This window comes from Arthrobacter glacialis (assembly GCF_002909445.1).
GTDB classification, from domain to species: domain Bacteria; phylum Actinomycetota; class Actinomycetes; order Actinomycetales; family Micrococcaceae; genus Specibacter; species Specibacter glacialis.
On record NZ_PPXC01000003.1, the window covers coordinates 17,882 to 42,576 of the forward strand.

Here is a 24,695-nt window from a genome sequence, read left to right on the forward strand (position 1 = left end):
GTGTTTAGCCCCTAAACGCTTTGAGGCGGGTCAGCGAGGAATCCTTGCCAAGGATCACCATGGATTCAAAGAGCGGCGGCGAAATCTTGCGGCCGGACAAGGCCGTACGGACGGGGCCAAAGGCCAGGCGCGGCTTGACGCCAAGGCCTTCCACCAGGGCCGTCTTGAGGGCTGTCTGGATCGACTCGGCAGTCCACTCCTCCAACGGCTCCAACGCCGCCAGCGCAGCATCCAGGACCTCTGTGAGGTTCTCGGGCATGCCCTTGAGTGCATCCTCGGCGACGTCAACGGCGTCGTCCTTCTTGAAAAGGAACGCCAGCATCTCGGGAGCCTCACCCAGCAAGGTGATGCGTTCCTGGACCAGCGGGGCGGCCTCGGTGAGGATTTCCTCCTCGCGGGCGCTCAGGGTCTCCCCCACGACTCCCTCAGCCTGCAGGTAAGGGACCAGGCGGTTGCGGAAATCTGTGGCATCAAGCAGGCGCACGTGGGTTCCGTTGATGGCCTCGGCCTTTTTGATGTCAAAGCGCGCCGGGTTGCCCAGGACGTCGTGGATGTCAAAGTTTTCCACGAGCTGGGCCACGGTGAAAATATCCTCATCGGCGGAGAGCGACCAACCCAGCAGGGACAGGTAGTTCAACAGTCCTTCGGGGATGAAGCCACGGTCTCGGTGCAGGAACAAGTTGGACTCGGGGTCACGCTTGGACAGCTTCTTGTTGCCGGCGCCCATGACGTAGGGCATGTGGCCAAACAGCGGCATGTATTCCGCCACGCCAACCTCGTACAACGCGTAGTACAGGGCAATCTGGCGGGGCGTGGAGGAGAGCAGGTCCTCGCCGCGCAGCACGTGGGTGACACCCATCAGGGCATCATCGACGGGGTTAACCAGCGTGTACAACGGCGCGCCATTGGGGCGGACAATTGCGTAGTCCGGGACTGATCCTGCCTTAAAGGTGATCTCGCCCCGGACCAAATCTGTAAACGTGATGTCAGCGTCCGGCATGCGCAGGCGCAGTGCCGGCTGGCGTCCCTCCGCCTTGTAGGCGGCAATCTGCTCAGGCGTGAGGTCACGGTCAAAGTTGTCGTATCCAAGCTTAACGTCCCGGCCGGCCGCCTTGTGGCGAACTTCCACCTCTTCGGGTGTGGAATACGACTCATAGGCGTGCCCGCCGGCAACGAGCTTGGCAATGACGTCGGTGTAGATCTCCCCGCGCTGCGACTGGCGGTAGGGTTCGTGCGGGCCACCAACCTCAACACCCTCATCCCAGGTGATCCCGAGCCACTTGAGGGCATCCAGAAGCTGGAGGTAGCTTTCCTCGCTGTCACGCTTGGCGTCGGTGTCCTCGATGCGGAAGATCATCTTCCCGCCGGTGTGCCGGGCGTAGGCCCAGTTGAACAGGGCCGTGCGGATCAACCCGACGTGGGGCGTTCCGGTGGGCGAGGGGCAAAACCGTACCCGTACAGGAGTTTCGGCGGTGACAGTGGGGATCGAGGCAGCATTAGTCATGATGAGATCTAGTTTAGCCGCCCCCTGCAGCCCTGCCGACGAACCCAGCGCCGCTGATGTGCCGGCACACGACCGCGGCTTCCTCAAGGGAATAGTTGCGAAACCATTGACAGCCCTTCCCGCAACGGCGTAACGTACAACCAAATGGTTGTAGATGAGCTAAGTGAACCCGACATTGACCGCCTGTTTCAGGCGTTCGCAGATTCCACCCGCCGTGACATTGTCCGCAGGGTCACTGTGGAGAGCTATTCGGTGTCGGGATTGGCGGCCCTCTATGACATGAGTTTCGCGGCGGTCCAGAAACATGTGGCCGTATTGGAACGCGCGGCCCTTGTCAGCAAGGAAAAGCACGGCAGGGAGCAACTGGTGCGGGCAAACCATGAAGGATTGCACAAGGCCCGGCAGCTGCTAAGTGAATACGAAGCGATCTGGCACCAGCGGGCCGCCCGGATCGCAGACATTCTGGCACAAGGATAACGAAAGGCATCGCCATGACTGTTGTTAGTTCCACCAAAAACCCCGAGGCACTGAGCTTCACCATCGTGAGCGAGTTCGCCGCCGGCGTCGAACGGGTCTGGCAGATCTGGGCGGATCCACGCCAGCTGGAACGCTGGTGGGGCCCGCCCACGTGGCCGGCCACCTTTGAACACTTCGACTTCAAACGAGGCGGGAAGATCGCCTACTTCATGACCGGGCCCGACGGCGAAAAGGCCCGGGGCTGGTGGCACATCACCGCCGTCGCCGCGCCGCACATGCTGGAGTTGGACGACGGTTTTGCCGACGAGAACGGGGATCATGTGGACGCCATGGGCGTGACCCGCATGACTGTCACCCTGGAGGACTTTGGCGACAGCACGCGCATGACCGTGTCAAGTGTTTTTGAAACGGCCGAACAGATGGAGCAGATGATCGCCATGGGCATGGAAGAGGGCATGGGCCAGGCCTTGGGCCAGATCGATGCAATCCTTGCCGGGCAGTCCGTCAGCTAGGAGTCCCTGAACGAAAAATGCCGCCGTTCCCGCTTTTTGCCACAGGTATATCGGTGGCATTTTGCGGGAGCGGCGGCATTTTCCCCAACCTCATCCGGATCAGTGGGTGTGGTGCGAGGCTTGCCGTTGGTAGACGGGCGTGTCCAGTCCCTCCATCCGCGCCTTTAGCTGCAGGGCCAGGTACTTGGAGTAGTGCCGGCTCTGGTGCAGGTTGCCGCCGTGGATCCACAGGTTCTCGACGTTGGTGGGCTTCCACATATTGCGCAACTCGCCCTCCCAAGGGCCGGGGTCCCGTGTGGTGTCGGAACCGTAGCCCCAACATTTACCCACGGAGTCGGCCACCTCGGGTGAGACGAGGTCCGAGAGCCAGCCGTTCATGGAGCCGTACCCGGTGGCGTACACGATCACATCGGCTTCGAGTTCCGAGCCATCCTCCATCACCACGGCATTGCCGGTGATCTTGGTGACCTGACCGGTGGCGAGGTTGACCCGGCCGTCGATGATCAGCTGCGAGGCGCCCACATCGATGTAGTAGCCGGAGCCGCGCCTCAGGTACTTCACGAACAATCCGGAGCCGTCCTCTCCGAAGTCCAGGTCGAAACCGGCCGCGGCCAAGCTGTCATAGAACTCTGCATCCCTGCTGGCCATCTCGGCATAGACGGGCTTCTGGGCGTCAGGCAGGATCCGGTAGGGCAGCGAGGCAAAAAGCAGATCAGCCTTGTCAGTGGTGACCCCATTGGCCAGGGCCTTCTCGGAATACAAGTTCCCCAAACCCAGATCCATGAGCGATTCGCTGCGGGAGATGTGCGTGGAGGAACGTTGCACCATGGTGACATCGGCTCCGTGTTCCCAGAGGTCGGCACAGATGTCGTGGGCTGAATTGTTGGAGCCGATAACAACGGCCTTCTTGCCCGTCCAGTCACCGCCGCCCGGATGCTTGGAGGAATGGTATTGCGCCCCCAGGAAACTCTCCTTGCCGTCAAAGTCGGGGACATTGGGGTACCCGGAGACGCCGAGCGCAAACACGAGTTGCTTGGGGCGCAAGGTGACGGGAACGCCGTCGCGCTTCACTTCCACCACCCATTCACCGGCGGCCTCATCATAGGCGGCCTTGGTGGCCTCCGTACTGGCCCAATAGTTCAGCTCCATGATGGCCGTGTAGTGCTCCAGCCAGTCGCCGATCTTGTCCTTGGCGGCAAAAACGGGCCAGTCATCGGGGAAGTTCAGGTACGGCAGGTGGTCATACCAAACGGGATCGTGCAGGTGCAGGGACTTGTAGCGATTGCGCCAAGAGTCACCGGCGCGGTCGTTCTTCTCCACCACGATGGTGGGCACGCCCTGACGGCGCAGGCGGGCAGCAAGGCCAATGCCACCCTGACCGCCGCCGATGATCAGAGTGTTCGGCTGCTCCTCATAACCCAGCCGTGCCTGATCTTCCTCCTTGCGTTCCAGCCAGGACTTGCGGCCGCGAGTGATCTCATGGGCAACACCCCGCTCCCGACGCACGCCCTTCTTCTCCTCAAAACCCTTCAGTTCCTGCATGGTGGTCAGCAGCGTCCAGCACTTGCCGTCCTTGAGCCGCAGGTGGCCGTAACCATTGGCGGCGCCGGTCTCGAAGGTGATCCACGCTTCGGTGTTTTCAGTGTCACCGGTGGCGTCCTCGGCCATGGCCCACTGGCTCGGAGCCACATGCTCCAGCCGATCCGCGAGCATCTGAGCGATCTGCCCCTTCCCTTCAAACGTTTTCAGGTTCCAAGTGAAGGCAACGAAGTCGCGCCAGTAACTGTCTTCGGTAAATAGTTCAGTGGCCGCGGCAACATCTTTGGCCTGGAGCGCCGAGTTGAGGTTGGCGAGCCAGTCCGCGACGATGCTCGCGGGGGTTGGATCCGGGGTGTGTGACATGTTCACTCCTTTGTGTACATCAGGAAATTTGACTGCGGGATTCCTGCGGTTTCACCCGGAAGGCCGGGAGCGTAGGCTTGTCAAACGTGATTGATCTCACAAGTAAAGCCCTGCGGGGGTTGCATGGGCGTTACACCCCAAGATTCTCCGCGCACGGCCCAGGTCCTCAACTCAAGGGAGAGTGCATGTTCCAGCTGCTGCCAAGCTCCGGGTCAAGGCCGTCTCCGGCCATCGCGGCCCTGCGCTTCTCCGATCCGGTCAACTATGCGCGGCTGTTACGGACTGCTCACGACGACGTCATATCGGGTGCACACCGGCCGGAAATTTCGGCAGGCATCCAAGAATCCTGGCGCAGATCGCTGGCTTTGGGGATAAGCCCTGACCAGCACAGCCCCAAGCACGTGCGGGAGCCGTTGGACGCCGTCAGCCTACGTTCCAGCCACCCGTTGGCTGCCGCCGTGCCCGCCTTGACAGAGCTGCTGGGCGACGACTCCCCTGACGGCCGGCAATTGCTGATCGTTACGGACGCCATGGGTGAGGTGCTGTGGCGGATCGGCAGCAAGGACGCGCTGACGCTGGGCGAATCGTTGGAATTTGTGGAGGGCGCCGACTGGTCCGAATCCGGAACTGGCACCAACGCCATTAGTGAGGTGTTGCGCACGGGTTTACCCGGTCAGTTGTTTTCCGCTGAACATCTGGTGCGCACCCACCATGACTGGGCGTGCACGGCTGCCCCGATCCGCCACCCCGTCAGCGGAGACTTACTCGGCGTGCTGGATGTCTCGGGCCCGCTGGCGACGTTGACTGCAGACTCCCTGCGGATGGTGCGGTGCGCGGTCCGGGCGGCCGAGGAAATCATCGGCCGCGGGCATTCCCTGGGCCGAGCTCGTGGGGGTACTGCCGGTTCCAGAACTACTACCGGCGCGATGTCAGCCCAAGGTGACGGGCCCGGCGTCGAACATACAGGCCATGGCATTGCCGCCATTGAACTTTTAGGTGAGAAACCAACCGTGGTGCACGCTGATGGGCGCCGCGTGCCATTGGCGCTGCGGCGGGCGGAAATTGTGGCGCTGCTGTGTTCGCGGCAGCAGGGGTGGAGCGCCGACGAGCTCGCCTATGAGTTGCTTGGGGAGCAGGGAACCGCGGCGACGGTGCGCATCGAGATGCATCGACTCAAGGCTGCGCTGGGGCCCGTGATCGCATCAAATCCGTACCGTTTGGCCGAGTCCGTCCGTGCCCAGGTGGATGCCTGCACTGTGTGGACAGCGCTGCGTGGCGGGGATATACATGCCGGTTTAGCAGGTTACACGGCGCCGCTGCTGACGCGGTCAACAGCGCTGGCCGTGGAGTTGCTGCGGCAGGAGCTGGATGATTCGGTGCGCAACGCCGTGCATTCGGGTGCATCGGTGCCGGTGCTTTCGAGGTGGCTGGAAACAGACATGGGCGCCGGGGACTGCGCCGCAGTGGCGGCACTGGCGCAGCTGGTGCCTGGCTCCGATCCGCGCGCGGCAGTTTTCGCCGCCCGTGCACAGCGGCTGGAAAACGAGCTGCTTTAGATCCCATCGGTGGGGACCTAACATCACCAACCGTCTGCTGTTCATGGACAAATTTGTAGGCCAATTAGCGGCTGCCCGAGTCTGCTGGCATTCCCTTCCTGCGGGCGCGGATGACAGTCAGAGCGTGAGGCCCAACGCAATCACATTCACCTCTCCTTGGGTCACGGTTTCATAACGGTTGACTTAAGTGCCACCTCCTCATGTATGTTACTCGGCAGTAGCTTAAGTTGTTAGCTACATCACATACTTCCAACTTTCGTGAGGAACTGCCCATGACCCGCAGCAATACAGGCGTGCCGCAGCACAGGACCGTCAGAAACCATTACATTGCCCACGCCGTTCTTGCCCTGCTGGTCCTGGGGCTGATCGTGTTCTTCGCCCTGACCACAACCAAGATTGCCACCGGCGCTTCACAGCTCAACGATGGCACCAAGCTCACCTCGGCCGGCGCCAACAAGCTCCAGCAGGGCGCCACCGATCTGGACGAGGGCGCGGCCGCCTTGTCAAAGGGTGCGGCCACAGCGGCTGAGGGCGCCACAGACGCAAGCAACGGCGCCAGCAAACTCTCCAGCGGAGCAACGGCGCTCAGCGAGGGCGTTGAAGACAAGCTGCTGCCCGGACTCGCGGGCGCCAATGACGGCGCCCACGCCTTGTCAGCCGGAGCAGCCAAAACGGCGGCCGACGTCCGCAACAAGCTCGCCCCGGGCGTTTACTCCGTTGCCGATGGCGCCAATCAGCTGGCTGCCGGCGGGACGGACCTGTTGACCGGTGCCTCAACCATCGCCGACGGCGTCAAGAACCAGCTTGCCCCTGGCGTAATTGCCGCCAACGCCGGCGCTCAGGAACTGTTCGCCGGGTCCAAGGCGCTCCAGTCCGGCGCCGCATCCCTGGCAGACGGCGTTGCCACCAAGCTGGCACCCGGCATTGGGGCAGTGAACAAGGGCGCTGGCGATGCGGCGGCTGGTGCAGCCACAATTAACGCCGGAGCGCAGCAGCTGAGTGCAGGGGCAGCCACAGCCTCCACCGGCGCTGCAGCTCTCGGTGCCGGCGCCGCACAGGCCAACGCCGGGGCCCAGCAAGTGAGCACCGGGGCGCAAGGGCTGGCCGCCGGTGTCTCGCAGCTCTCGGCAGGTCTTTCCGCCTCGTCCACCGGTGCAGAACCGCAAAACCTGGCTGACGGCGTGAACCAATTGGCAGCCGGGGCAACACAGTTGGCTGGTCAGGGTTCCGCTGCGGGTGCTCCGGCCGGGGGCATCGCGGCCTTGAGCGAGGGAATGTCACAGCTGCTTGCCTATTCCAAAGCCAACCCGGCCACACCTGTGGGCGCACTTCTGGATAAATTGGCCGCGTTGGAGGCAGGCGCCCAGCAGGCTGCCGCAGGAAGCTCGGATCTTGCCGCCGGGAGCCAGCAGCTCAAGGCCGGCTTTGGCGTGTTGGGCCAAAAACTCAACAGCACCGATCCCGGCAATCCAGGCCTTGTGGCCGGTGCGCAGCACCTATCGGCCGGAGCCAAACAACTGGCCGAGGGAACAACACAACTGTCCGCAGGGCTCAATGGCGTGCCCAACGATGCCACCCAACCAGGACTTGTTGCCGGCACCCGTAAACTCGCGGTTGGCGCCGCTGCGGTTTCCGAGGGAACCAAGCAACTCGCGGACGGGACCACGGCACTGCACGCGGGTACCCGGCAACTGATGGTGGGCGTCCATGGCATGCCCAATGATCCCTCCCAGCCAGGCCTGCTCAACGCGGTGCAGTCTCTGGCAGCCGGATCCACCACCCTCTCCACTGGCACCGGCAAGCTCTCCGCCGGCACCGGGCAAATCGCCTCCGGCCTGACAGGCTCAGCTGGCACTCCGGGTCTCATTGACGGCACTGCTGAACTGGCCGCCGGCAGCTCGAAGCTCTCTGCGGGCACGGAAAAGCTCTCCGCTGGCACCCAGCAGCTGGTTTTCGGCATGGATGGAACACCCGGAGATCCCGAGCGCCCCGGCCTGCTGTACGCGACCAAGAACCTGGAATCGGGCACGGAGAAGCTCGCCGCCGGCACCGAGGCACTCAATGAGGGCGTCGCGGGGACGCCGGATCAGGCCGGATCGGGCCTGCTGGCCGGAAGCAAGACGCTGGCCGAAGGTGCTGGAAAACTTGCTGCCGGCAACACGGCGCTGGCAGATGGAAACTCGAAACTTGCCGCCGGCTCCTCAGCCCTGGCCAACGGAGCCAGCCTCATGGCTGACGGGGCGGATGCACTGGCTGCTGGCAACAGCGAAGTAGCCGACGGCACTTCGGATCTGTATTCCGGCGTTTCGGCCGTAACCCCGGCCGGAGCAGTCTCATCACCGGCTCCCATCCTGGCAATCGTCGGCGCACTTCTGGTGGCCATTGCCCTGACGCTCATGCTCCGCCGTCGAGCTTCAACGCGGCGGGACTAACGCCCAACAGGTGTCAACGAAAAATGCCGCCGTTCCCGCTTTTTGCCACAGGTATATGGGTGGCATTTTGCGGGAGCGGCGGCATTTTTGGCTGATGTCAGCTGAACAGTTGGCTCTTGGGCTCGTTGTTCTTCACGAACTGCCAGCCAATCCACAGGACCACGGCAAAGAACGGGATGGTGCACAGCGTCCACAGGCCCAGCATGAATACGCTGCCATCCGGGGCCGTCATGGTGTCGAAACCGATCAGTACCGTGATGATGAGCAGGGCAATCAGGCCAACCCAGCTGGTCCAGGGCGAACCGGGCATGGGCAGGGATGAGACTTGCCCCTTCTTCTTGCGCAGCATGATCTGGCTGGCGAAGATGGAGCCCCAGGTAAAGATCACACCGATCGAGGCGGTGTTCAGCGCCAGGTCGAAGGCGTGCGAGCCACCGAGCCAAATGTTGGCCAGCACGCCCACCACGTAAACTCCGGCGATGCTCAGGATGGCTGCGTACGGCACGTGGCGTGAGGACATCTTGGTCAGCCAGCTGGGTGCGTGGCCGTTGTTGGCCATGGTGCGGAAGATGCGTCCGATCGAGTACAGCCCGGAGTTGCAAGAGGACAGGGCTGCGGTGATGACCACAAAGTTCATGACCGAGCCCACCCAGTCAAGGCCCATGGCGGTGAAGACAGTGACAAACGGGCTCTCACCGGACTTGTACTGGTCCGAGGGCATGATCATGGCCAGCAGCGTGACCGAGCCAACGTAGAACACCACAATACGAACCACCACTGCGCGGATGGCCTTGGGTACTTCGCGTTCAGGATTCTTCATTTCGCCGGCCGTAATGCCCACCAGTTCAATGGCGTTGTAGGCAAAAATCACTGCGTTCAAAACCAGGATCATCACCAGGCCGCCCTTGGGGAACATGCCGCCTTGTTCGTGGAACAGGTTGCCAACGCTGGCCTGCCCGGCGCCCACGGAGGCGTTGGTGATTACCATGTACGTTCCCACGGCGAGGAAGATCAAGATGGCGCCGACCTTCAGGCAGGAGGCCCAGAACTCAAATTCACCGAAGGCCTTCACGCTGAGCAGGTTCACCGCCACCAGCAGGATCAAGGCACAGAAGGCGCTCACTTCAACGGGAACACCTGGGAAGAAGTATTGGAAATATAGGCCGATGGCGATGAGCTCAGCCACGCCCGTCATGGCCCAGTTGATGAAGTACATCCAGCCGGAGAGGAACGCGCCCTTTTTGCCGAACAGTTCACCAGCGTAGGAAACAAAGGATCCCGAGGTCTGGCGGTACATGATGAGTTCGCCCAAGGCCCGCATCAGCAGATAGGCAATGACGCCGGCAATGGCATAGGAGAAGATCAGGGACGGACCGGTTGACGCGAGCCGGCCACCGGCTCCCATGAACAAGCCCACACCAATGGCGCCACCCATCGCGATCATGGTGACCTGGCGACGGTTGAGAGTTTTTTGGTATCCCTCGGCTGTGATGTCGTCCGAGCCGGCCAGAGGTGTTGCTGTGTCAGTTGCTTCGGTGCTCACGCAAGGTCCTTTTAGTCGAGGTTCGCCCCACTAGCAGAAGTCTAATATTCGTGGTTTTATCACAAACACAGGCTCAAAGGGCTACACAAGCGTACTACGACGAAATAAGTGCGTGATGCCAATCACAGCCAAATCTGCCCTTAAATTGTCTGGGATGACAGAACTGACGCATGAAAATACATCAATACCCGCGAATTTTCGGCGCGGAGCGACCAGTCATAAATTCGGCAAAAAAGTTTTCATGAATCGGGTCGGTCAGGGACAAGTACAGGCGGTTCAGTGCTGGGCGTCGCGAAAAAGGAGCGCAGCCTGAACCCTGTTGTCCAGTTCCAACTTGGCCAGGATCCGCGAGACATGGGTCTTCACCGTGGCCTCACTGAGGCACAAATTCTGCCCTATCCCGTCATTGCTCATCCCCTGCGCCATGGCGTGGAGCACCTCGGCCTCGCGCGCCGTCAAGCGGTCCAGCCGGGCCAGCGCCGCGTTCGCCTTTGTCGCCGCGGCACGCATGCGGGTCCGCTCGATCAGACGTTTCGTCACCGTGGGAGCAAGCATGCCCTCCCCCGCCGCGACCGCCCTTATAGCGTGAAAGAGCCGTTCCGGTTCGGTGTCCTTGAGCATGAAGCCCGCAGCCCCAGCTTCCAGGGCGGCAAAAACGTGGTCGTCAAGGTCAAAGGTGGTGAGCACCAGAACCTGCGGAGCCTGTTGCAGCGCGCGCACTTGGGCTGTTGCGGTGATGCCGTCGCCGTCGGGCATCCGAACGTCCATCAGTACGACGTCGGAGCGCTGGGTCTGCGCGCACCTCACCGCCTGCGGTCCGCTGGCTGCCTCGCCAACCACCGTCATGTCGAGGCGGGAGTTGACCATTTTTACCAGGGCAGCACGGACCAGCTGCTCGTCGTCGGCAACAATCACCCGGATTTTATCCATCACAGCGCATCTCCGGTAAATTCCTGCTTGCCCTGCTGCTGGAGCGGAATGACTGCACGCAATTCAAAGCCGGATTCCGTTGGCCGGTGGTCCACGGTGCCGCCCAGGAGTTGGACCCGTTCGGCAAGCCCGATCAAGCCCAGGCCGGCCCCCAGTGCCGGTGCGCCAGGACCGCTGGGACCGTTCACAACTGAGATATGGAGGACCGAGCCGCCGGATTCAGTACTGCGCCGCTCAAGCGTCACGGCTGCGGCTGCCTCGGGGGCGTGACGGGCCACATTGGTCATACCCTCCTGCACCACCCGGTAGGCTGCCCGACTGGGCGCGTCAGGAATGCCGTTGCCCAAGGTTGGGTTGGGCGTGTAGCCAACGTTCAGACCGGCCTGCCGCCATTCGGCCACGAGTCCTGCGATCTCTTCGATCCCCGACGGCGCTGTGCGGGCCAATGCGGCGTGCGACGCTCCGGATTCGCGCAAAACACCCAGCACATCGCGCAGTTCGCCGAGCGCGGCATGGGCAGTTTCGCGGATCAACGTGGCAGCTTCGGCTGTTTCGGCGTCGGGGGCGTCAACCTGCAAGGCCGCGGCCTGAACAGCCACCAGCGACATCCTGTGGGCCAGGGTGTCGCGCATTTCGCGGGCGATCCGGTGGCGCTCGGCCAACTTACTCGTTTCAATGTCAGCAATTCGTTCCGCTTCGACTCGCCCTGCCCTTTCCTTGAGGGAGACCAGCCGCGATTGCCGTAACCTGGCCCTCTGGCCGCGATAGGCCCCCCAACCGGCAATGGCCACCAGCAGGACCACCCCAACCAGCGCAACATCCCAGCCCCATGGCCCCATGCCCAGCAGCGCTTCGGCTCCGATGGATAGGGCAACTATGACCGCGACCCACCACGACAGTTGGCGCTTGGCCAGCAGGAACAAGGCCACAAAGAACGCGATGCCGCTGAAGGACAGCGCACCAAGGACTGCAGTTAATGCGGCCACGGATTTTGGGAAGCGGTGCCGCCAGATGAGGGCAACGGCAGCCACCGGGGCTAAGAGGGGAGCGAATCCGAATCGGGCCCATTCAATGCCAGCATGCTCCGGGTCGGGAACAGATCCACTGTCCATGCCCAATCCGATCGAGATGACGGAGAGCAGCACATCGGCTGCGGCCACGACGATGACCAGCAGCACCGTTCGCCACACGCTGCCATCAAGCAATTTTTTTGTATTCATACTTCGAGCCTAAAAGTCCCGCCACGGCCGACGCATCCAACTAAAGTTGTCACTCCCGCACAACCCATCCCCCAACAAACTCACATTTCCCCTAAAACTGTGTGCCGCCGTCGTGAGTCCACGACGGCGGCACACAGGAGCGGCTTGGGCCCACGGCCGCGAGGGCCCCGGAACGAGCTTGCGAGTTCTGGGAGCGGCTGGGGACTAGCGGCGGACCACGGGGTTGGAGAGGCGGCCGATGCCCTCGATCTCGACGTCATAGCGGTCGCCGTCGTTGAGCAGGTCAACACCGGCCGGGGTTCCTGTCATGATGACGTCGCCCGGCAGGAGGGTGAAGGCGTGCGAGACGATCGAGACGAGTTCGCGGACGCTGCGGACCATCTGGTTGCTGCTGCCGTCCTGGCGCAATTCGCCGTTGAGCCAGCCCTTGATGGACACGTCATCGGGGTCCAGCTCGGTTTCGATCCACGGGCCAAGCGGGGCGGACGTGTCAAAGCCCTTGGCGCGGGCCCACTGGCCGTCGCCAGCCTGGACGTCGCGGGCCGTGAGGTCGTTGCCGCAGGTGTAGCCGAAGATGACCTCATCCACCCGTGACTCCGGGACGTCCTTGCAGATGCGGCCAATGACAACGCACAGCTCGGCCTCGTAGGAGACCTCCTCGGAGAATTCAGGCAAAACGATGGGCTCGTTGGGGCCAATCACGGAGGTGTTGGGTTTGAGGAACAGCAGCGGACTCTCAGGCACCTCGTTGCCCAATTCGCGGGCGTGGTCGGCGAAGTTGCGGCCCACCCCGATGACCTTGCTGCGCGGAATGATCGGGGCTACCAGGCGCACATCGATCAACGGGTACTTGATGGTGGTGAGTTCGACGCCATTGAAGAAAGGATCGCCCTTGATGACGGTGACAATCTCACTGCCGACCTCCCCTTCCACAATGCCGTACATCGGGTCATTATCAACAACAAAACGGGCTATACGCATGTGTTTTAGTGTATCGGCAAAGTGCTGGCGACGTGGTCCGTGGCGCGGTGGCCGGACGGCAGCGCACGGTGCATCCCGCCGTCGGGCTTAAACCCCAACTGACCCGCAGAAAACGCCGAAAAACACGTCAAAATCGTGATTTTTCGCCGTTTTCTGCGGGCCAGTTGGAGAAGGCTAGGCCAGGCGGGTCAGCCAGCCGTGCAGGTCCTCTACGGCGCCCGTCTGGATGCCCAGCAGCTGTTCGCGGATGGCGGCGGTGACTTCGCCGATGCCGTCAGCCGGGGATGAGATGGTACCTTCAGCCGTCTTCAGCTCGCCGATGGGGGTGATGACTGCGGCCGTACCGCAGGCGAACACCTCGGTGATCTCGCCGTTGGCTACGCCGTCACGCCATTCATCGATGGTGATCTTGCGTTCTTCAACTTTCATGCCTCGGTCCGCCGCCAACTGCATGACTGAGGAGCGGGTGATGCCGTGCAGAATGTGCCCGTTAAGTGCTGGGGTGACAAGCGTCCCGTCCTTGAACACGAAGAAGACGTTCATGCCGCCGAGCTCTTCAACGGCGTTGTCGTTGAACGGGTCAAGGAACAATACCTGCTTGCAACCCTGGGCCTCAGCTTCCATCTGCGCTGCCAGCGATGCGGCATAGTTGCCGCCGCATTTGGCCTCGCCCGTGCCGCCTTCGCCGGCGCGGGCATAGGTGGTGGTGAGCCAGATCGAAACGGGCTTCAGCTCGCCGCCAAAGTAGTTGCCGGCCGGGGAGGCGATGACCCGGTAAGAGACTTCGCGGGCCGGGCGGACACCCAGGAACGCCTCGGTGGCGATCATGAACGGGCGCAGGTACAGGGCCTCGCCGTCGCCGCTGGGCACCCATTCCTGATCCACGGCAACAAGCTGGCGCAGCGATTCAATGAATGTTTCCGGCGGCAGTTCCGGCAGGGCCAGCCGACGCGCGGAGGTGTTCAGACGGGCGGCGTTGGCCTCGGCCCGGAACGTCCACACCGAACCGTCGGCGTGGCGGTAGGCCTTCATGCCCTCGAAAATTTCCTGGCCATAGTGAAGCACGGCGGCGGCCGGGTCCATGGCGATGGGACCGTAGGGCTCCACGCGTGCGTTGGACCAGCCACCTGCACCGCTGGCGTCAACCTTGAAATCCACAACGGCCGTGTGATCCGTAAAGTAGTCGCCAAAGCCGGGGTTGGCCAAAATGGCCTCACGCTCTGCACTGCTCTTGGGGTTCTCACTAAGCGTCTGCGAAAAGCTCAGCTCATTGGCGTTCTGGGTCATGCTTCCTCCACAGGGTTGTTCGCCCCGTGCTGAGACCAGCCTGGGGCGGAGTTCGGTGCCGGGAATTTATCAAGATTCTCGTGGTGGTGCGCCGCACATTTGAGTTACGGATCATTCACCTAATGGGTTAAGCCTACTCCTGCCCGCCGGTGCGTCGCGGCCGGTCAGCCGCGCCCGACATGCAGCGCCTAAAGGGCTGCCGTTATGGCGTCGCCAACGGCCTGCGTGGAACGGGCTGCTTGTGTGCTGCGGCCGGCGATGTCGGCGGCCACGGCGGCCTCCACCTTGGCGGCCGCGTCCGGGTAGCCCACATGGTTCAGCAGCAGTGCCGCGGACAGGATCGCTGCCGTGGGATCTGCTTTTTGCTGGCCGGCAATGTCGGGGGCCGAGCCGTGGACCGGCTCAAACATGGACGGCGCTGTCCTGTCCATGTTGATGTTGCCGGAAGCGGCCAAGCCAATGCCGCCGGTGACGGCTGCGGCCAGGTCGGTGACGATGTCACCGAAGAGGTTGTCGGTCACAATGACATCAAAGCGTGCAGGGTCGGTGACCAGGAAAATCATGGCGGCATCCACGTGCAGGTAGTCCACGCTGACGTCCGGGAATTCCACGGCAACTGCCTCAACTGTGCGCTTCCACAGGTGGCCGGCGTAGACCAGCACGTTGTGCTTGTGCACATATGTCAGCTTCTTGCGGGGGCGTTCGTTGGCGCGGCGGAAGCCATCACGGACCAGACGCTCCACGCCGAAGGCCGTGTTAACGGAAACCTCGGTGGCTACCTCATGCGGGGTGCCCTTGCGCAGCACGCCACCGTTGCCCACATACGGGCCTTCGGTGCCTTCACGAACTACAACAAAATCAATGGTGCCGGGGTTCGCCAAAGGCGAGGCGACGCCGTCGTACAGGAAGGAGGGGCGCAGATTCACATAGTGGTCAAGGCTGAATCGCAGTTTGAGCAGCATCTCGCGCTCGATCAAGCCGGAGGGGATGCGGGTGTCGCCGGGGGCCGCACCAACAGCGCCGAACAAGATGGCGTCGTGGCCGCGCAGGGCCTCGATGGTTTCCTCGGGCAGCGTCTCACCCGTGGCGAGCCAGTGCTCTGCGCCCAGGGCGTAGTCCGTCAGCGTCAGTTCGACACCCTCGGATGCCGTAACTTTCTTCAGGACCTTGACGGCCTCAGCTGTGACCTCGGGACCGATGCCGTCGCCGGCAATAACTGCAATGTCAATCGATGCGCTCATGAATTTAGCCTAGCGAAACCATCCACATGATGGTCAAACGATCTCAGAATATGAGACATCATTTGATGGAGGCGTAACCCTCCAACGCGTCCAGGCGAGATTTCGCCAGATCCACCACGGGCTCAAGATAGTCCGGGGTCAGAAGTTCCGGCACCCAGCGGCCCACGTACTTGCCCGCCGGATCAAACTTCTTGGCCTGCGTCAACGGATTGAAGATCCTAAAGAACGGCGAGGCGTCGGCCCCGGATCCGGCCACCCACTGCCAGTTGGCCGGGTTGGAGGCGGCGTCGGCATCCACCAGCGTGTCCCAAAACCACCGCTCCCCCACCCGCCAGTCAATCCCCAGGTTCTTGATCAGGAAACTGGCCGCAACCATGCGGACCCGGTTGTGCATGAAGCCAGTGTGCCACAGCTCCCGCTGCCCCGCATCCACCAGGGGGATGCCCGTTCGCCCTTGTTGCCAGGCGCGCAGATGTTCGACGCCGGAGTCCTCGCCGGGCGCTCCTGCCGGGGTTTGTGCCAGCTCCGGATTTCGCCACGGAAAGTCATCAAACTGCCGGCGCAGGTTTACCGTGGCCAGATCCGGGTGGTGGTAGAGCTGGTGCCAGCAAAACTCGCGCCAGCCAAGTTCCGAGGCAAACACGGCTGGACCCGCAGAGCCCGCGGCGCCGTCGCGGCGACGCTCGGCGAGCGCGGCCCAGACTTGGAAGGGGCTGAGCTGGCCCCACCGCAGGTAGGGAGACAGGCGACTGGTGCCCGGCTGGTCCGGGCGGTCGCGGGCTTCGGTGTAGTCACCGACTCGTTGCTCAAGGAATTCCGCCAAAGCTTCAGCGCCCGCTGCAGCGGTGGCAGTCCACGTCTCGCGCAGACCCCCGGCCCAGTCGGGTTTGGTGGGCAGCAAGGCCCACGCGTCCAGCGATTCGCTCTCCGGCAGGGACCCGCGGAATCCGTGGTCGGCGCTGGGCAGGCCCAGGGGCGCCCGGAAGTCTTGTTCCGACAGGGACCGCCAGAAGGGGGTGAACACCTGGTAGGGGTTCCCGGCCCCCGTGCGCACAGTCCACGGTTCGTGCAGGAGCGAGGCATGGAAGCTTTCGGCGCGAACTTCGTGCTCGCCCGCCCATTCCTTGACGGCGGTATCCACGTCCCGTTCCGGACCCCCGTAGCGGCGGTTCCAAGACAACGATCCGGCGCCCAGCTCCGTAGCAACATCCGCGACAATGTCAGCCCCGGCACCCCTGCGCAGGAGCAGGGGAATGCCCAGCTGCGCCAGTTCGAGCTTTAGATCCGAAAGTGCATGGTGCAGCCACCATTTTGCGGCACCGCCCAGGGGCCGGATGCCAGCCGATTCCTCATCCAGGACGTAGAGTGCCGCAACGTCGCCATCGGCGGCGGCCGCCAGCAAGGCGGGGTTGTCTGCCACGCGCAGATCATCCCGGAACCAGACTAGGGATACGTTCATCTCATGCACCTTTCGTTCCGCATTAGCGGTTCAGGATCAGCCAGATCAATGTCAGGGTCACCAGGAATCCGGTGAGGTAGTTCAGCCACAAAAAGCGCTTCCAGGCGGCATTCGCGGTTGCCGAGGTGGCGTCGGTGACCCGCAGGTAGGGTGCCACGTTGAGCAGGTAGGGCACCACGAGCAGCGCAGCAAACGGCACAGCCGTCCACAGCATCAGCACACCGGCACCGGCATAGGCGGCAAAGGCAAACCGGACGGTGAACCTCGCCCCCAGCACGGTGCCAATGGAGGCTATTGACCCCTCACGGTCCGGGACGATGTCCTGCACTGCCCCAAAGGCATGGCTTGCCACACCCCACAGGAAGAAGGCTGCCAGGAACGCCGCGATGCCGCCGGTGAAGGGCGCCTGGGCCAGTGCCAGGCCATAGACCGCCGGTGAGACAAAGTGCGTGCTGGAGGTGATGGAGTCCAGAAATGGGCGCTCCTTGAAGCGCAGCCCGGGCGCACTGTAGGCCACCACGGCAAAGATGGACACGGCCAGGACGATGTTCGCCACGGTGTCCCCCACCAAGGCAAGCACCACCAGAAAGGGCACGGTTGACACGATGGCCGCCCACAGTATGAAGCGGTGGTGCCTGCGGTCCAGTACCGCGCCCTCCACGCCCCCCTTGCGCGCATTGAGCAGGTCCGATTCGTAGTCGAAGACATCGTTGATGCCGTACATCAACAGGTTGTAGGGAATCAGGAAGAATAAGGTCCCCAGCACGAAGACCCAATCGAGGCGCCCTGTTGCCAGGAAGTAGGCGGCAGCAAAGGGGTAGGCCGTGTTGACCCACGACACCGGCCTGGACGTCATGAACAAGTTCTTCACGGGCGCCGTCCCCTCGTGAACAGCAGCCACAATCCCGGCAGCAGCAATCCAGCCGCAATGGGGTAGGCAAAATCTTCGATGGGCGCCAAGCCAACCCGGAGGCCGTTGAGGGTGTGCCCGGCGTAGTCGAACAGGCCGGAGGCAATCATGACGTTGTCAAAAATGGCCGTCAGAACCACTAGTACGGCAATGCTTGCGACGACGGCGGCCATCAAGGTGCGCTTGGCAGCCGCCCCTGGCTGCCGGGCCAGTGCCACCACCATGACCAGCACGGCTACAGCCACAAAGATCGCATTGAGCTGGGAAAAGGTCATGATTGTTCCCCTGCCCGGCGCAGGCGCCCCCGGCGGTGCCAGATGTGCAGCGCTCCGGTGAACAAGATCATGGTTTGGTAGCACAGGAACAAGAGGAAGAACGCTTCTTCCAGGGGAAGCTGCGGGCCAATCATGATGCCTGTCATGAGGTGGGAGTCTCGGTGCAAGAAGATGCCAGCGGCAATCGCCGCCACGTCCCACACCAAGAAGTAGGCTGTGCCGATCGCCAGCACGGAGGCCGCCGCCCACGGATGGGCAAAGAGGAACAGTTTCCAGCGCGCATCCAACAGGGCCATGCAGCCCAGCAGGAGCAGCAAGATGATGAGGTAGATCAAGGGGCAACCACCGTCACAGCATGATCCGGCTCGGTTGCACCCAAGCCAGCGTCAACTGAAGCGGGGTCAACTGAAGCGCCGTCGGCTACGTGACCCTCACCCGATGCTCGCTCATCCGGGGCGGGCTCGGCCAGCGGGCCCCCGGTCTTGTCTCCGCGCACAGACTTGAGCACAATCTCGGCACTGATCATGCACAGCGGCACCCCAATGCCGGGGCGCACCGAGCTTCCGGCGTAGAACAGGCCAGCCACTTTACTGTTGGTGTTTGACGGGCGGAGAAAGGCGCTTTGTTCCAGGGTGTGCGCCAGACCCAAGGCGCTTCCCTGCCAGGCATTGACATTGTCAGCAAAGTCCGCGGGGCCATAGCTGCGCCGCACCATGATGCGCTCGGTAAGATCCGGCGTGTTGCTCCACAGCGCCAGCTGGGCGATCGCGGCGTCGGCAACCTGTTCCACCTGGGGCGAGCCGCCGCCGTCGAACCCTCCTTTGCCCCACTGGGGCAGGGCGGGAGCGGGGATGAGCAGGAACAAGTTCTCAGCTCCGGCCGGGGCCACGGCGGAGTCGGTGGCGGTGGGGCGGCAAACGTAGATGGAGGTGGTGTCCGCGAGCGCCTTTCCCTCAACGATCCGGGCGAAGTTGTCCTGCCAGTCGTCGGTGAACAGGAGGTTGTGATGGGCCAGGTCCGGCACTTCGCCCCTGATGCCCAGGCACACCAGCACTGCACTGATGCCGGGATCAGTCTTGGCCCACTTTTTCACAGACCGCGTGCGGAGCTGCTCCGGCAGCAGCGCCGTTTCAATGTGGTGCAGATCCGCGGCGCCCACCACTAGTTTGGCGCCGCTGCGATGATCGACGCCGTCGCGGTCACGCCAGGCGACGGCCTCGCACCGGGTTCCGCCATCCGCCGGGCCCGTGACAATTTGGGTTGCTGTGGCCCCGGTGACGATGTGGACACCCGCCCTGCGGATGACCCGTTCCATGGCGTCGACCACCGCGGCAAAGCCGCCCTGCGGGTACAGCACGCCGTCTTGGAGGTCCAGATGGCTCATGAGGTGATAGATCGAGGGCGCCTTGTAGGGGCTGGTGCCCAAAAATACTGCGGGATAGCCCAGGATCTTTTGTTGCAGCGGATGTGTAAACCTCCCCGACACAAAACGGTGCAGGGACAGGGTCAGGAGTTGGGCCAGCCTCGGGGCATGGCGCAGCACAGCCGGCGTGGCCAATCCCCGCAGCGAGCCGAAGGGGTCGTAGAGGAAATGCCGCTTGGCCAGGGTGTAGGCCAGCTCGGCGGAATCCAGGTACCTGGCCAGTTGGGCGCCGGAGCCCGGTTGCTGGGATTCGAACAAGTCTACGGCTTCGGCACGGCCCGTGCGGACCACCGTGGACTCAGCCCCCGGCTGCGTGTCCGCGGCGCTCGCAGGCTCCGTTCCGCGGGACGTCCACAGCTTGTAGGCAGGGTCCAGGCGGGTCAGTGTCAGCTCGGCGGCGGCGCTGGTGCCCATCATCTTGAACCAATGGTCAATGACCTCGGGCATGAGGTACCAGCTGGGGCCGGTGTCAAACGTGAAGCCATCGCGTTCCCAGCGACCTGCACGGCCGCCGAGTTGCTCCTGCTTTTCCAGCACCGTCACGCTGTGACCATCTTTGGCCAACAGGCCCGCAGTGGCCAGGCCGGAGATGCCTCCCCCAATGACCACGCACTGCCTGGGTGCGGTGCCGGCATGTTTGGTGCCGGCATGTTTGGAGCCCGCTTTTCCGGTAAGGGCGGAAATGAGCCCTGCCAGGTGCATGGCCGGCCGTCGCATGCCATTCATGAGGACACCTCCATGCTTGTTTCGGGCACGCTTGTTTCGGGCACTTTCAGCTCGGACACGGTTGTTTCGGGGTTTGTTGAGCCCGAAGGCGTCCATGCCGGAACCTGCGGACTCGGCTGCACCGGGGAACTCTCCCTGCTGAGGACTCGGTGTCCGCGCAGGCACACCCTCACGGCGATGAACGCCTTGTGCCAGCCTGGCACCCGAACCCTTTGCTGGGTGAGCCGGGCTGCGGGGATGCGTGCCAGCTTTGTGACCAGGGCGGCAAAGAGATCGTGCGCCAAATGCACGGCCCGACGGGCCGGCGGGGCAAGGAAGGGCATACCGGTCCGGGCAACTGCCAGGTCGTGGCGAATCTCGGCAAGGAGCGCATCCTTGTGCCGGTCGTTGAAAGCCGCCGGGTCCAATCCCGGGAAGTACAGGCGCCCCAACTCAGCACTGTCGGCCCCCAGATCGCGCAAGAAGTTTACTTTTTGGAAGGCGGCGCCCAAGCTGCGGGCCGAATCCAGCAACTGCTGCTCGTGTCCGGCCGGCGCGCCTTCCATGGCCCGGAAAACTTTCAGGCACATCAGGCCCACCACTTCGGCGGATCCGTAGATGTACTCCGCCAAGGTGCTCGGCGAATGGGTGCTGCGCGAAACGTCCGTGCGCATCGAGGCGAAAAACGGCTTGGTCAACGCGGCGTCAATGCCTGCACGCCGGGCGGTGCCGGCAAAGGCATGAACCACCATGTTGGTGCTGTAGCCACTGCTCAGGGCTTGCTCGGTTTCCCGCTCCAAGGCGTCAAGCTGGGCGCACACCGCCACCGTGTCCAGGCCGGCGGCCGCTGCCGCGCCGTCCACCACCTCATCGGCCACCCGCACCAGTGCATAGATGTTCCCAATGTCCCGGCGCGTCTTGGCCCCCAGGAGCCAGCAGGCCATGCCGAACGACGTCGAATAGCTTTTGATCACCACCGCGGCACTTCGCGCGGCTGTCTCGGAATAGTGGCTCAAAGGATCGATTCCCATGGCTAGCTCCTCCGGCTCAGCACGTAGTCGCAGATTTGCGTCAGTTCCAGAAACAGGGACTCCGGCAAGGCCAGCTCAGCGGCCTTGCCCATGGCATCCGCCACCAGGTTCTTGGCTAATGCCAAGGCCTGCTCCTGCGCACCCAGTTGGCGCAACACGGTGCGGACAACCTCGGCGTCGCCGTCCCCTGCGCGGAAGGCGGCCGCTGCGGACACAAATTCCTCCGAGCCCTCGGCAAAGGACGTCAGAATGGTGCGCTTGCCTTCACGCAGGTCCGAGTCGACTGACTTGCCGGTGACGGACTGTTGGCCAAAGGTGCCCAAGACGTCATCCACCACTTGGTAGGCAACGCCAATGTCACGCCCCACGGCTGCGAGCGCATCGGCCGTGGCTGAAGATTCACCCGCCAGCAGAGCGCCGGCACGAAGGGGCATTTCAAAGGAGTACACGGCAGTTTTTAGCCGTTCCATGTTCAGCACATCGAGCAGACCGGGATCGCTGCGCCCCAGCGAGAACAGCAAATCATCCAGCTCGCCGGCAGCGGCGGCAAAGATGGCCTCGTGGATGGTTGAAAGAATTGCGGCGCTTTGGCCGTGCCCTGTTGCTGCAGAGGTTGCCAGCCGCAGGGATCCGGTCAGGAGCAGGTCCCCTGCTATGATGGCCGCGGAGAACCCTGCGTGGTCGGCGTCGGCGCTGCTGTGGCCGCCACGTAGTGCCAGGTCCCGGTAGCTGGCGCCGAGGGTTTGCACCCCGCGGCGGACAAAGTCCCTGTCGATGACGTCGTCGTGCACCAGCAGCGCGGCATGGAGCATTTCAAAGGCGGCGGCCAGTTCGCTGCACGCCCGCCAGCCCTTCCCACCGAAGGCCTCATACGTCAGGTAGACCAGTTTGGGGCGCATCCACTTGCCGCCGGTGGTTGTGGCTGCCATGCGGTCCCATAACTCGCCAAATGCTGGCGAGTAGCCACCGGCACGCAGACGCTGAGAGTCAAAGTATTGGTCCAGTACATCCTTGACGCTTCCTTGGAATGCCTCCCAGTCCAAGGGCTCCGAGGCAGTGGCCACCTCGGAGAAGTGACCCCTGTACGCCAGAAGCGTTTCACCTTGCGGCCCGGACTCCCTGGCCCTGGGCTGGGCGAGCTGGCTTTCTTTCTTCGCTGGCATGATCTTTACACCTTTCGGCTATCAGTGTGAACGGTTGGGGGAATCGGTGCTGGGCCATTTTCCAACGCGGCGACTCGGCTGCCCATGGAGGCCACCACACTGTTCAAGAAATCGACGATGACAGCCTGGTCGCGGTCGTTGTAGCTGCGTACCTTGTTGTCCACATCTAGGATCATCGGCATGAGATTTTCCATGGCTGCGCGTACGGATTGTTCGCTGGGGCTGATGAGCCAGCGACGCCTGTCAGTGGGGTGGGGGGTCCTGGTGATGTGACCCTTCCGCGCCAACCGATCGATGACAGTGGTGGTGGCCGCCGCCGTCAGGTGCAGCACCTTGGCCAGTTCACCTGGGGACATGGACCGCTGCTTCATGAGGTGTTGCATGGCCTGGAAATCTGTTTCATTCAGGTCCATTTCCCGGCGCATGATGAATTCCATGACCTCATTCAGGACAAGAATTTGCCGAACCAGCACCGAGGCCGGATGCATCTGCATTGGGGGGCGGCCGCCGTGAGAGTTCTGCATGAAACACCTCCATCTCTTGATAATCAGAAAATCTAATTACATAATGGTGGAAGGAAGAGGTTTTGTACAGCACCAGTCCAGCAAGGAGTTTGCAACATGAGCGTGATAGCCGTTGCCGGAGCCACCGGATACATTGGCGGGAGGCTTGTTCCCTTGCTCTTGGAGGCCGGCCACCAGGTGCGGGTTTTGACCCGTGATCAGGAAAAGCTCCGAGATGTGCCGTGGCGAGGACAGGTGGAGGTCACAGTGGGCTCCATGGAGGATCCGGTCATTGCTCGAAATCTGTGCGACGGAGCAGACATTGTGTACTACCTAGTGCACTCCATGTCCGGCGACAGGCACGCGGCCGCCAACTTTGAGCGCGTGGAAAGGCTGTGTGCACGCAATCTCAGCCAGGCTGCCCGGGATGCAGGAATCCACCGGCTCATTTATCTCTCGGGCCTGCACCCGCAGGGACAGCTAAGCCGCCACTTGGCCTCCCGCACGGAGGTGGGCGAGATTCTTTTGTCCTCGGGAACGCCCACCGCTGTTCTGCAGGCGGGGTTGGTCATTGGCTCCGGCTCGGCCAGTTTCGAGATGGTGAGGCACCTGACAGATGTCCTGCCGGTCATGCCCGCCCCCCAATGGGTACTGAACAAGATCCAACCCATTGCCGTCAGGGACGCGCTGCACTATCTGATGGGCGCCAGCCAACTACCGGCAGAAGTCAACAGGACCTTCGACATTGGCGGACCGGAGGTTCTCACGTACGCGCAGATGATGCGCACGTACGCCGTCGCGGCTGATTTTCGCCAGCCAGTGGTCCTCCCCCTTCCCGTCCTGACACCGTGGCTTGCCGCCCAGTGGGTCAACCTTGTCACCCCTGTCCCGCGCAGCCTGGCCATCCCCTTGGTGGAGTCCCTGCAGCATGACTGCGTGGCGACCGAGAATGACATTGCCACCTACATCCCCGAGCCCGACGGCGGCCTGACCCCCTATATGCGCGCCGTGCAACTGGCGCTGAACAAGATCGAGACGGACACGGTGGAAACCACGTGGGCCACAGCCCACGCCGTGAGCGCTCCAGCAGAACCGCTGCCCAGCGATCCCGAATGGGCGGGGCAGACGGTGTTCACCGATGAACGCAGCAAAACCACTGCGGCTCCCGCCAGTGCCGTCTGGAAGGTCATGGAAGGGATAGGCGGGGCGAACGGCTACTACTCGTTGCCATTCGCCTGGACGGTGCGCGGCTGGATGGACAAGCTGGCCGGCGGCGTCGGTCTGAGCCGGGGGCGGCGCAGCAATAACAGTCTCCAGCTCAACGACGCCGTGGATTGGTGGCGGGTGGAAACCTTGGAACGTGGGAAGCTGCTGCGCTTGCGGGCCGAAATGATCGTCCCGGGCCGAGCCTGGCTCGAATTTGAGGTCACGCCACTGTTTGCCGACGGGACGGAGGAGGGCAGCGTGTTCCGCCAGCGGGCCATCTTCTTCCCGCGCGGCCTGTCCGGACGCCTGTACTGGCTGGCGGTACTCCCCTTCCATGGCATCATCTTCAAGAACATGGCCAACAGGATCACCGCCGCCGCGAGCCAACAACCCTGAGGGACGGCCGGTCCCCGGCGAGTTCCCAGCCAGTCTCCA

General features: G+C 63.0%; 21 protein-coding genes. 5 read left to right on the top strand and 16 right to left on the bottom strand.

The window, feature by feature from the left end:
* Nucleotides 1-4: 4 nt before the first annotated feature.
* Nucleotides 5-1,504 carry a glutamate--tRNA ligase gene (gene gltX / locus CVS27_RS03965; protein WP_103464454.1) on the bottom strand — a complete coding sequence of 500 codons (1,500 nt, stop codon included), beginning with the start codon at nt 1,502-1,504 and terminating at the stop codon, nt 5-7.
* A 144-nt stretch (nt 1,505-1,648) separates the two neighbouring features.
* On the opposite strand from gltX, the gene CVS27_RS03970 reads away from it, so the two are divergent.
* Together CVS27_RS03970 and CVS27_RS03975 are read left to right on the top strand one after the other, a co-directional pair.
* A complete protein-coding gene (locus tag CVS27_RS03970; RefSeq protein ID WP_103464455.1) occupies nt 1,649-1,981 on the top strand; it encodes an ArsR/SmtB family transcription factor in 333 nt (110 codons plus the stop codon).
* A 14-nt stretch (nt 1,982-1,995) separates the two neighbouring features.
* Nucleotides 1,996-2,493, top strand: a complete 498-nt coding sequence (locus tag CVS27_RS03975) for an SRPBCC family protein (protein ID WP_103464456.1) — start codon at nt 1,996-1,998, stop codon at nt 2,491-2,493.
* A gap of 99 nt (nt 2,494-2,592) precedes the next feature.
* On the opposite strand, the gene CVS27_RS03980 is transcribed toward CVS27_RS03975, so the two are convergent.
* Nucleotides 2,593-4,395, bottom strand: coding sequence for an NAD(P)/FAD-dependent oxidoreductase (locus CVS27_RS03980; RefSeq protein WP_103464457.1), 1,803 nt, complete (start codon nt 4,393-4,395; stop codon nt 2,593-2,595).
* Between the two features lie 185 nt (nt 4,396-4,580).
* Here CVS27_RS03980 and CVS27_RS03985 point away from each other — a divergent pair, with 185 nt between their 5' ends.
* Nucleotides 4,581-5,951 (top strand): GAF domain-containing protein, encoded by a 1,371-nt coding sequence (locus CVS27_RS03985; protein WP_103464458.1) that lies wholly within the window; start codon nt 4,581-4,583, stop codon nt 5,949-5,951.
* A gap of 272 nt (nt 5,952-6,223) precedes the next feature.
* Entirely contained in the window at nt 6,224-8,383 is a 2,160-nt protein-coding gene (locus CVS27_RS03990; protein ID WP_103464459.1) for a YhgE/Pip domain-containing protein, read from the top strand.
* A 97-nt stretch (nt 8,384-8,480) separates the two neighbouring features.
* Here the strand turns inward: CVS27_RS03990 and CVS27_RS03995 are convergent, their stop codons facing one another.
* From CVS27_RS03995 to CVS27_RS04060, 14 genes are all read right to left on the bottom strand, one after another.
* A complete protein-coding gene (locus CVS27_RS03995) occupies nt 8,481-9,926 on the bottom strand; it encodes an amino acid permease (protein ID WP_243399720.1) in 1,446 nt (481 codons plus the stop codon).
* Nucleotides 9,927-10,202: 276 nt separating this feature from the next.
* A complete protein-coding gene (locus CVS27_RS04000; protein WP_103464460.1) occupies nt 10,203-10,856 on the bottom strand; it encodes a response regulator in 654 nt (217 codons plus the stop codon).
* Nucleotides 10,856-12,076, bottom strand: coding sequence for a histidine kinase (locus tag CVS27_RS04005; RefSeq protein WP_103464461.1), 1,221 nt, complete (start codon nt 12,074-12,076; stop codon nt 10,856-10,858). Before CVS27_RS04005 ends, CVS27_RS04000 begins: the two co-directional genes overlap by 1 nt.
* A gap of 204 nt (nt 12,077-12,280) precedes the next feature.
* Nucleotides 12,281-13,057, bottom strand: a complete 777-nt coding sequence (locus CVS27_RS04010) for a fumarylacetoacetate hydrolase family protein (protein WP_103464462.1) — start codon at nt 13,055-13,057, stop codon at nt 12,281-12,283.
* Between the two features lie 174 nt (nt 13,058-13,231).
* Nucleotides 13,232-14,344: a branched-chain amino acid aminotransferase gene (locus CVS27_RS04015; protein ID WP_103464463.1), complete on the bottom strand. Its 1,113-nt coding sequence runs from the start codon at nt 14,342-14,344 to the stop codon at nt 13,232-13,234.
* Between the two features lie 188 nt (nt 14,345-14,532).
* Entirely contained in the window at nt 14,533-15,585 is a 1,053-nt protein-coding gene (locus CVS27_RS04020; protein ID WP_103464464.1) for a 3-isopropylmalate dehydrogenase, read from the bottom strand.
* A gap of 58 nt (nt 15,586-15,643) precedes the next feature.
* Nucleotides 15,644-17,044: a cryptochrome/photolyase family protein gene (locus CVS27_RS04025; RefSeq protein WP_103464465.1), complete on the bottom strand. Its 1,401-nt coding sequence runs from the start codon at nt 17,042-17,044 to the stop codon at nt 15,644-15,646.
* 22 nt (nt 17,045-17,066) lie between these two features.
* On the bottom strand, nt 17,067-17,900 hold the full coding sequence (locus CVS27_RS04030; protein WP_103464732.1) for a prenyltransferase: 834 nt from the start codon (nt 17,898-17,900) through the stop codon (nt 17,067-17,069).
* 11 nt (nt 17,901-17,911) lie between these two features.
* Nucleotides 17,912-18,229: a lycopene cyclase domain-containing protein gene (locus CVS27_RS04035; protein WP_103464466.1), complete on the bottom strand. Its 318-nt coding sequence runs from the start codon at nt 18,227-18,229 to the stop codon at nt 17,912-17,914.
* Entirely contained in the window at nt 18,226-18,564 is a 339-nt protein-coding gene (locus CVS27_RS04040; protein WP_103464467.1) for a lycopene cyclase domain-containing protein, read from the bottom strand. Before CVS27_RS04040 ends, CVS27_RS04035 begins: the two co-directional genes overlap by 4 nt.
* The gene (crtI, locus tag CVS27_RS04045) at nt 18,561-20,378 is read right to left on the bottom strand and encodes a phytoene desaturase family protein (protein ID WP_243400049.1); all 1,818 of its coding nucleotides are present in this window, start codon (nt 20,376-20,378) and stop codon (nt 18,561-18,563) included. The genes CVS27_RS04040 and crtI overlap by 4 nt, the downstream gene beginning before the upstream one ends.
* Complete coding sequence (locus CVS27_RS04050) at nt 20,375-21,388, bottom strand: phytoene/squalene synthase family protein (RefSeq protein WP_103464468.1); 1,014 nt, start codon at nt 21,386-21,388, stop codon at nt 20,375-20,377. The genes crtI and CVS27_RS04050 overlap by 4 nt, the downstream gene beginning before the upstream one ends.
* A 2-nt stretch (nt 21,389-21,390) precedes the next feature.
* On the bottom strand, nt 21,391-22,551 hold the full coding sequence (locus CVS27_RS04055) for a polyprenyl synthetase family protein (protein WP_103464469.1): 1,161 nt from the start codon (nt 22,549-22,551) through the stop codon (nt 21,391-21,393).
* 5 nt (nt 22,552-22,556) lie between these two features.
* Nucleotides 22,557-23,075 carry a MarR family winged helix-turn-helix transcriptional regulator gene (locus CVS27_RS04060; RefSeq protein WP_103464470.1) on the bottom strand — a complete coding sequence of 173 codons (519 nt, stop codon included), beginning with the start codon at nt 23,073-23,075 and terminating at the stop codon, nt 22,557-22,559.
* Nucleotides 23,076-23,171: 96 nt separating this feature from the next.
* Here CVS27_RS04060 and CVS27_RS04065 point away from each other — a divergent pair, with 96 nt between their 5' ends.
* On the top strand, nt 23,172-24,656 hold the full coding sequence (locus CVS27_RS04065) for an SDR family oxidoreductase (RefSeq protein ID WP_103464471.1): 1,485 nt from the start codon (nt 23,172-23,174) through the stop codon (nt 24,654-24,656).
* Nucleotides 24,657-24,695 lie beyond the last annotated feature (39 nt).

What these genes read in the sequence shown, in the direction of transcription:
- CVS27_RS04050 (WP_103464468.1), bottom strand. Translation starts at nt 21,388, where the DNA reads ATGGGAATCGATCCTTTGAGCCACTATTCCGAGACAGCCGCGCGAAGT.
- CVS27_RS03990 (WP_103464459.1), top strand. Translation starts at nt 6,224, where the DNA reads ATGACCCGCAGCAATACAGGCGTGCCGCAGCACAGGACCGTCAGAAAC.
- CVS27_RS04035 (WP_103464466.1), bottom strand. Translation starts at nt 18,229, where the DNA reads ATGACCTTTTCCCAGCTCAATGCGATCTTTGTGGCTGTAGCCGTGCTG.
- CVS27_RS04055 (WP_103464469.1), bottom strand. Translation starts at nt 22,551, where the DNA reads ATGCCAGCGAAGAAAGAAAGCCAGCTCGCCCAGCCCAGGGCCAGGGAG.
- CVS27_RS04015 (WP_103464463.1), bottom strand. Translation starts at nt 14,344, where the DNA reads ATGACCCAGAACGCCAATGAGCTGAGCTTTTCGCAGACGCTTAGTGAG.
- CVS27_RS04005 (WP_103464461.1), bottom strand. Translation starts at nt 12,076, where the DNA reads ATGAATACAAAAAAATTGCTTGATGGCAGCGTGTGGCGAACGGTGCTG.
- CVS27_RS04065 (WP_103464471.1), top strand. Translation starts at nt 23,172, where the DNA reads ATGAGCGTGATAGCCGTTGCCGGAGCCACCGGATACATTGGCGGGAGG.
- gltX (WP_103464454.1), bottom strand. Translation starts at nt 1,504, where the DNA reads ATGACTAATGCTGCCTCGATCCCCACTGTCACCGCCGAAACTCCTGTA.
- CVS27_RS04010 (WP_103464462.1), bottom strand. Translation starts at nt 13,057, where the DNA reads ATGCGTATAGCCCGTTTTGTTGTTGATAATGACCCGATGTACGGCATT.
- CVS27_RS04020 (WP_103464464.1), bottom strand. Translation starts at nt 15,585, where the DNA reads ATGAGCGCATCGATTGACATTGCAGTTATTGCCGGCGACGGCATCGGT.
- CVS27_RS04030 (WP_103464732.1), bottom strand. Translation starts at nt 17,900, where the DNA reads ATGACGTCCAGGCCGGTGTCGTGGGTCAACACGGCCTACCCCTTTGCT.
- CVS27_RS04025 (WP_103464465.1), bottom strand. Translation starts at nt 17,044, where the DNA reads ATGAACGTATCCCTAGTCTGGTTCCGGGATGATCTGCGCGTGGCAGAC.
- CVS27_RS03975 (WP_103464456.1), top strand. Translation starts at nt 1,996, where the DNA reads ATGACTGTTGTTAGTTCCACCAAAAACCCCGAGGCACTGAGCTTCACC.
- CVS27_RS03980 (WP_103464457.1), bottom strand. Translation starts at nt 4,395, where the DNA reads ATGTCACACACCCCGGATCCAACCCCCGCGAGCATCGTCGCGGACTGG.
- crtI (WP_243400049.1), bottom strand. Translation starts at nt 20,378, where the DNA reads ATGAATGGCATGCGACGGCCGGCCATGCACCTGGCAGGGCTCATTTCC.
- CVS27_RS04060 (WP_103464470.1), bottom strand. Translation starts at nt 23,075, where the DNA reads ATGCAGAACTCTCACGGCGGCCGCCCCCCAATGCAGATGCATCCGGCC.
- CVS27_RS03985 (WP_103464458.1), top strand. Translation starts at nt 4,581, where the DNA reads ATGTTCCAGCTGCTGCCAAGCTCCGGGTCAAGGCCGTCTCCGGCCATC.
- CVS27_RS03970 (WP_103464455.1), top strand. Translation starts at nt 1,649, where the DNA reads ATGGTTGTAGATGAGCTAAGTGAACCCGACATTGACCGCCTGTTTCAG.
- CVS27_RS04000 (WP_103464460.1), bottom strand. Translation starts at nt 10,856, where the DNA reads ATGGATAAAATCCGGGTGATTGTTGCCGACGACGAGCAGCTGGTCCGT.